Source organism: Chryseobacterium sp. SIMBA_029 (genome assembly GCF_046535275.1).
Lineage (GTDB): Bacteria > Bacteroidota > Bacteroidia > Flavobacteriales > Weeksellaceae > Chryseobacterium.
In genome coordinates, this window is sequence record NZ_JAWRXA010000140.1 from 1 (window position 1) to 319 (window position 319).

Annotated in this window: 1 protein-coding gene; it reads right to left on the reverse strand. The window is 62.1% G+C overall.

From position 1 onward, the window contains the following. Window positions 1-47: 47 nt before the first annotated feature. A partial coding sequence (locus tag SB679_RS23540) for a hypothetical protein (protein WP_410704689.1) occupies window positions 48-319 on the reverse strand: 272 nt, incomplete at its 5' end.

Genomic DNA, 319 nt, shown 5'->3' on the forward strand with positions numbered 1-319 from the left:
GGGGTCTTCCCGTTCAGTGGAATGTGCCGAAGCCTGTGCCACGTCAATCAAGGACCCACGAGGCTGAAATAAGGCCCGCTGAAGCCCGCGAAGGTGATCGTATAGACGAAATTCGCGAGGGTGGGGCCCGCGGTAAGCTGCTTGGTCCAGTTCCCGTTGGGGCAGCTGGCATTGGCGAGTAACTGCTGGGACGTCGGCGCCACCACGCCGAGCGGCGGCACGACGATTTGCCCGTTCTTGGACGCGATCAGCTTTCCCGCCGAAGCAGCATCCGTGACCTGCGTCTTCACGTCAACGACCTGACCGCCATGGTTTCTGC